Source organism: Mediterraneibacter agrestimuris, from assembly GCF_943193195.1.
GTDB lineage: Bacteria > Bacillota > Clostridia > Lachnospirales > Lachnospiraceae > Schaedlerella > Schaedlerella agrestimuris.
Window position 1 is genome coordinate 1 of record NZ_CALPDG010000082.1, and the last position, 6621, is coordinate 6621.

Genomic DNA, 6621 nt, shown 5'->3' on the forward strand with positions numbered 1-6621 from the left:
TTAAGTTACGGTTTTACTTACTTTAAAGTAATGCTATCCGTTTTTAAGCAAGTTTATAGCGGCGTGAATAATTCAGGGTTAATGGGAATAGATTGTGAAGAGAATATACATATTCCAACACAATTGCCTTTTTCAAATGTAGATATCAGCATTTTATTAGGAAATTCAATAGACAATGCGATAGAAGCTGCTGGTAAAGTTAAAAAAGGTAAAAATGTTAAGATATATATGGTATATGATAAAAATATATTGTTGATTACTATTACAAATCCGTTTGTTGGAACACTTATTAAAGATAGCCAAGGAGTAATAAAAACAACCAAAAAAGATAAAGATAATCATGGGTTCGGTTTAGAATCAATTAGAAGAGTTGTAGAGAAATATCATGGTTCTGTAGTAATTGAAGATACCGACAATCAGTTTGTATTGAAAGTAATGCTTGTTAATTTATAGGCAAAAGGTTCAATATAAAAGAAAATGTTGCATAGAAGCTCTTAAAAATTACATGGAACTGTTTTGAGAAGTATATTGTGTTATCATAAAAAAGTTTTAAAATAAAAATCATAAGGAGGTACTTGATGATGAAATCAAAGAAAGTAAAGGATTCGGTTGCTAGAACTGTATTGGAAAAAGTGGCGTTTAAGTGTAGTGAGGTTTCAGCTAACACAAAATGTATGTGCATTTATCATCAGCTTGAAAAGCCGGCAGGTATAAAGAAGCTTAGAAAATTTTAGTATGAATACATTGATAGACTGTTTAATGGGTTTTTTAGGCAGAGGAAATAATTTTTCAAATGAAGAAGAAGAAATATACCGATATGGGTTACAAGTTGGGCTAGAAATGTTGCTTTATCTTATGTGTTGTTTTTCCATATCAGTAGTTATCGGAATGGTAAAGGAGTTTTTTTTCTTTTTTGGAATATTCTATTCTATCAGATCTTATGCAGGCGGACTACATATGAACAGCTACATTAAGTGTCTTAGTGTATCATGTATTGTTTTTGTGGTAACTATGCTACTGGCAAAATATTTTAATATGAAAATTTGTGTATCAATGTGTTTAATCATGGTGTCTTTATGTCTGATATATATATTGGTATTGAAAGACGATGGGGAACCGAATGAACTTAACTTTTATATAAAGGGAATAAAACGCAGCATTTGTTGTATTTTACTTTTATGTTCATTCTTAGCAATTGGACGGCAGTATCAGATATTAACTGTAGTGGCATTTACTTTAATTATGATCTTAATATCAAAAGTTCTTGATTTAGTTGTTAAGATAAATTAAGGAATGTGCAGAGAATCATTGGTTAGTTGAAGTTTTAAATGAGACGACTATGAAGAAAAGTCTGTAAATAAGATTCTTCTATGATAATGATGAGCGAAAGGCTTGAAAGATCAGCTTTTGCCCTTTGTTTATATATCAGTTACTAAAATGTATGTCAAGAGCAGGCGGTTTTGCCGCCTGTTTTGACAATGGAACATTGCCTATTCTGGAAGCCGACCTTCGTACATAATACTCAGTTCCCCATAGACCTATCCCCAGTTCCGGATTGTGAAAGTCCACTTTTTTGTTGCTTTAAAGGTTGCAAGATACAGGGCTTTCAGCAGTGCCGTGTCACTCGGGAATACGCTTCTTTGACGGTTGAGCTTCCGATACGTGGAATTCAGCGATTCTATCGCATTGGTCGTATAAATTTCTGACGGTTACCGAAAATTTGAAGATCGGGGAAATGGCATCCCAGTTGTCTTTCCATCGCTTCATGGAATCCGAATATTTGGATGTGCATTTCTCAGTCACACGCTCAAGAGCTGCCAGCGCCTTTTTCTCATCGGACGCCTGATAAATTGTCTTTAAATCAGTTGCAAAGGCTTTCTTGTCTTTGTCTGGAACATATTTCAGAATGTTTCGCACCTGATGGACAATGCAGCGTTGATATTCTGTTTTCGGAAATACTGCCGCAATTGCTTCCTTTATTCCTGCAAGACCGTCCGCACAGAGGATCAGGATATCTTTTACATCCAGATTTTTCAGCTCATTTAACACAGAGAGCCAGTATTTCGAACTCTCATTATCCCCAACGCTGATTGTTAGCACTTCTTTCCGTTCTTCAGTATTGATGCCGAGGATGGCATAGGCCGCCAACTTGCGGATCACACCATTGTCACGGACAGAGTAATGAATCGCATCTATGCACAGGATAGGGTAAACTTCGTCTAATGGGCGGATCAGCCAATCCTCAATTTGTGGCAGTATCTTGTCTGTAACATCTGAAATAAACCCTTCTGACGTCTCAAAACCATAAATGTCTTCAATGGTCTCGGAGATCTGTCCGGTAGTCATCTCTTTTGCATACATGGAAATGATCTTCTGGTCAATGTCAGAAATATCCTTCTGGCGTTTCTTTACCACTTGAGGTTGAAAGGTTGATTTTCTGTCCTGTGGCACTTCAATTTCCAATGCGCCATAGGAACTGTTTACACGTTTCCGTTTATGCCCGTTGCGGTAATCATCACAGTCAAAACGTTCGGATTTTTCATATCTGAGATGGTCGTCCATTTCAGCTTCCATTATTTCCTTGATTGTTCCGCCCAGAAGATCTTTCAAGGCATCCTGAATGTTTTCGGCAGTCTGGATGTCATATTCCTGCAGGATCTGATGGATGATATTTCTTTTTCTCTCTGTCATTTGTACCCGGTGTACTGGTTTCTTTTGTTTTGCCATGATAAAAGGCCCTCCTATGATTTTATATTTTATCATAGAAGAACATTCTAAGTCCTAAAGTAGTAACATATTCTGCCATGAAGAAGCACCGTGCCAAACGGTAAGATTGTATACAGTCTTCACCATATCCCCCGCAGACTTCCATATCATGATTTTGATGTGTAAATGTTTTCGCCAATATCCGGTTCACGGCTGTTTTGCTTTTTCTGTAAATCATTTATCTTGACAGCCAATTCCTGAACCGCAGAGGACTCGTCCGCATAACCATTCTCACGCAGGAGCCATATGGTATGAGAATAACTGGTAATGGCAGTCTCGTAGTCTTCCAGTAAGGTCATGAGATTGGCGAGAGTACAGTATGGATAAATGAGCTGGTGTGCATTTTCAGGGAGCATTTTCTGATATATATCAAATGCTTCATTTAAATGCTCCATTGTCTTGTCTCCGTTTCCCTCCAATAAATAAGCGCTTGCAAGATCTGCATGGGTAAGCGCAAAATCCAGGTTGAGTTTATCCGGATATGCCGTTTCATAGATTTTTAAGGCATGCTCGTGTTCCGGAATGGCTTTTTCAGGATGCTCTGTTTCTGAATAAGCAGCACCGATGTTATTGTAAATATATGCTGTTGAGGAGTGGTCTTCACCATAAACAGATATGTTGATCTGTATGGCTTTCCTGTAATTCCTGACAGCTTCGGCAGGCTGTCCCATGTAATAAAAACAGAGTCCGATATTGTTGTGTATAGTCCCTACCTGCGGGTCATCCGGTCCATATACCTTTATGAATAATTCCAACAGATGCTGAAGGTCAGACAGGACTTCTGAGTAGTTATCTTTTACCATAAGCTCAAGAGAACAAATAGAATTCAGGACATCCAGGGTGTCCGGGTGGGTAGGGGAAAGGATATTGCATAAAATATCTTTCGCTTCTATCAGGAAAGGCATTGCCTTATCAGGTGCATAATCCGAGTATATATTTCCGATATGATGGGCAACAGAAGCATGCAGCAACAGTGTGTCATAATCGTCTGTATCTGTTTTGCTTTGATTGTATATCTCTTCATATATATTTTCTGCTTCCGAAAAGCGGCCGGTATTCTCTAAAAACATTGCCTTATGCGCAAGGGCGTTTTGTGTAAGATTGCTTTCCCTTCCTTCTTCCAAAAGCAGCACATCATAGGCACTGTCAAAGAATGCACCTGCCTTGTGATAATCGGTCTTTAAATATATTTTCCCAATATTCAGGTCTAGTTTTGCGAGTTCTATTTTAGTCAAAGGAGAAAACGTTTCAGGGGCAATATGTTCATTTATAATATCATGGCTTTTTTGATAAAAATCCAGTGCCGCGGTGAAATGGGATAGATTATATTCAATCATCCCTTTACTGTTGAAGACGGAACCAAGCTGGATGCAGTTATCTCCGTACAGCTCTGTATAAAGTGTAAAAAGCTGATCCAGCAGAGGTGCGGCACGCTTATAATAACCAATATCCAGATAGATTTCAGCCAAAGCCCACAGAAAGTCGCAGTCGTTTTCTGAATGGAACTGCCCATGGAAAATATCATTCAGTGCCCAGCTAAACTGAATTAATTCTTTTTTGGCAGCATCATTCTGAGAACGGATCTCCTTCATTTCCAATGTGATTTCATAAATAAAATTCTGACATGTCTGGTAAAGCTGCTCTGTAAATTGGGCGCAGATTGCGGATGCTATAACAGAATGCATGTAATAGAGGTAATGCTGCCGGCCGTTGTCATAAAGCGGTTCTTTCTTTATCCAGCCTTTTTTTTCCAACTGATTCAGCGGGGTACGATTTTTCAGGTCAAACCATTTTTTCGCCTTCTCAAATCCGAACTGGATATTGGGGATGGTCGAAATCTGAATCAATAAACGCTGTGCCTCGGGGGTGCATCCGTACACGGCAAAGAGTTTTTTCAGCTGTTCGATTACCCGACCTTCCGAATGCATCTTTTCATGAGTGGCAGTCACTTCTTCAGCACTGATGTGGAAGCCGCATTGAATCAGGGAATCGTAGAATTCATATAATAGAACCTCCTCTGAATCTGCAATTTTCGCAAGAAGCTCAATGGTAACGGTATGGCGGTCTGCAAGCTGTATAATTTTCTTAAGCATGATATCGTCTTTTTGACCAAAGTAATAGGAATAGAATAAATTCATACAATCGTTCTCAGAGAGCGTTGAGACAGGTATTTTGGTAAAAGACGGGAATCCCTTGCAGCGGCTTGTGATCAGAAAACGGCAGTTGAGGTATCCGCAGAGTCCAAGCAGGTGTTCATCATCGGTATTTTCTACATTATCTATAATAAGCAGCAGATTTTCGTGGTATTGATTTATGATGGAAACAGCCTTTTGGAATGCCTGCTCAATATTATTGGCTGTCCCATCAAGATTCAAGGCGCGTACAAGGGAAAGCGCAAAATCTCCATCAGTGTAATTGACCCATGCAATGTGGGTGATATTACAACTGGAAGAGGCCATATTTAGAATCCGCTTCAGGACATATTTTGCAATTTCGGTTTTACCTATACCGCCTATTCCATGTAAATAGCAGGAATGTTCGGAAAGTAACTGTTCAATCAGGGAAGCGATTGCATTTTGACGGCCAAAAAAACTGGAGGTCTGTTGGTAAGGGGCAGAAGTCAGTAGTTTTGGATATACGGCAGCAGGCATACTTTCGGCAGAACAGACTTCTGTCATATAGTTATTTAAGGAATCTGTAATCATTTCTGACGGCAGTACCTCGGTTCCTTCTATTGCCCCCAAGACTAGATCGAGACAGGAAAGAAGATGGGTGCGGCTGGTACTGTTATCTGTTGTATAATTATTTTCCCAGACGGATAAATCAATATGAAAGTATTTTTCTGCAAGGGAAATGAAGGCATTTGCCGATTCAGCCGCCTGTGGTTCCTGAAATTTTCCCTTACGGTTATCCGGGAAAAAAACATTTTCAAAAAGGCGTTTTAGTCTTTGACGTGTAAGGGTATTTACAGGCACCGGGCGCTTGATCCGATCATTAAAATAGCCTCTGTCGAAAGAGGGCTGGGGGAAATTCCATTGTTCCCATTCGATCATAACAGTGCCAATACATTTTATTAATAAGGTCCGAAGAAAAGCGGAAGTGGTAGTTATATCTGCCATGAGATTTTCTCCTTTCGTCAGGTTTAGAAATCCAACCATTATCTGACTGGAATCCAACTCCCCAAATATATTATAGTATGTGCGTAAGCAAAGGTTATGGCTGTACAGACATTATACCATTGTTGGGAATAGAAGGGTAGCGAAAGGAGAGGCTTGTGTATGAGTATTTTGGAGGTTGTATCAATTATTTCATGTATCTTTGTAATTCTAACTTATGTAGACCGCAGGAATAAGAAAGATGATTAGAGGAAGACTCGGCTGCTCTATGTTTGGGCGGCCGCTTTCTGAGTTATATGGCGCCTGCATGTTTATGAAAAAATAGGATAGATGTTGTCCTTATGAAAAATAAGAATCAGGCGGAATGCTGTTTTTATTGCGGCAGAATGGAATTACATGATAGGGTAGAAAATAATTTATTACTACTTTATAGAAAATATTATGAATGGAAGATATAAAGTATATATATTTTGAAATTATTGGTACACGCATTATTTATCAATAACGTAAGATTATTTTGCGTTTATTTTGTATTAATTATGCGAGTGGCAGCAGGTGCCTGAGAAAGTAGATTTTATATTAAATAAAAGGATAATATGTTTTAAGAATTACAAAAGGGGCTGTCGCTTTAACGATTAATAAATCGTGAAGCGGCAGCTTCCTTTTTGCAGATTTTTTCTATATGGTTGCTCTATTTCCGTTAAAAAAATAACTTCTTCGTAAAAAAGCCGTACTTTAA

At 38.5% G+C, this 6621-nt stretch carries 4 protein-coding genes and 1 pseudogene; 3 read left to right on the forward strand and 2 right to left on the reverse strand.

The genetic code is table 11. From position 1 onward, the window contains the following. The 3 genes from NFS18_RS18675 to NFS18_RS20040 all read left to right on the forward strand — a co-directional run. The coding region (locus NFS18_RS18675; protein ID WP_251393013.1) for an ATP-binding protein at positions 1–453 on the forward strand (453 nt) is incomplete at its 5' end. A 125-nt stretch (positions 454–578) separates the two neighbouring features. Then, complete coding sequence (locus NFS18_RS18680; protein WP_251393015.1) at positions 579–734, forward strand: AgrD family cyclic lactone autoinducer peptide; 156 nt, start codon at positions 579–581, stop codon at positions 732–734. A 25-nt stretch (positions 735–759) separates the two neighbouring features. Beyond that, the gene (locus tag NFS18_RS20040; protein ID WP_408631567.1) at positions 760–1290 is read left to right on the forward strand and encodes an accessory gene regulator B family protein; all 531 of its coding nucleotides are present in this window, start codon (positions 760–762) and stop codon (positions 1288–1290) included. 248 nt (positions 1291–1538) lie between these two features. Here NFS18_RS20040 and NFS18_RS18685 read toward each other — a convergent pair. Beyond that, positions 1539–2727 (reverse strand): annotated as a pseudogene (locus NFS18_RS18685) (IS256 family transposase). Between the two features lie 146 nt (positions 2728–2873). Beyond that, positions 2874–5885: a tetratricopeptide repeat protein gene (locus NFS18_RS18690; RefSeq protein WP_251393020.1), complete on the reverse strand. Its 3012-nt coding sequence runs from the start codon at positions 5883–5885 to the stop codon at positions 2874–2876. Positions 5886–6621: the final 736 nt, after the last annotated feature.

Excerpts from the sequence above, each read along its gene's own strand:
- NFS18_RS20040 (WP_408631567.1), top strand. The coding sequence starts at position 760 with ATGGGTTTTTTAGGCAGAGGAAATAATTTTTCAAATGAAGAAGAAGAA.
- NFS18_RS18690 (WP_251393020.1), bottom strand. The coding sequence starts at position 5,885 with ATGGCAGATATAACTACCACTTCCGCTTTTCTTCGGACCTTATTAATA.
- NFS18_RS18680 (WP_251393015.1), top strand. The coding sequence starts at position 579 with ATGATGAAATCAAAGAAAGTAAAGGATTCGGTTGCTAGAACTGTATTG.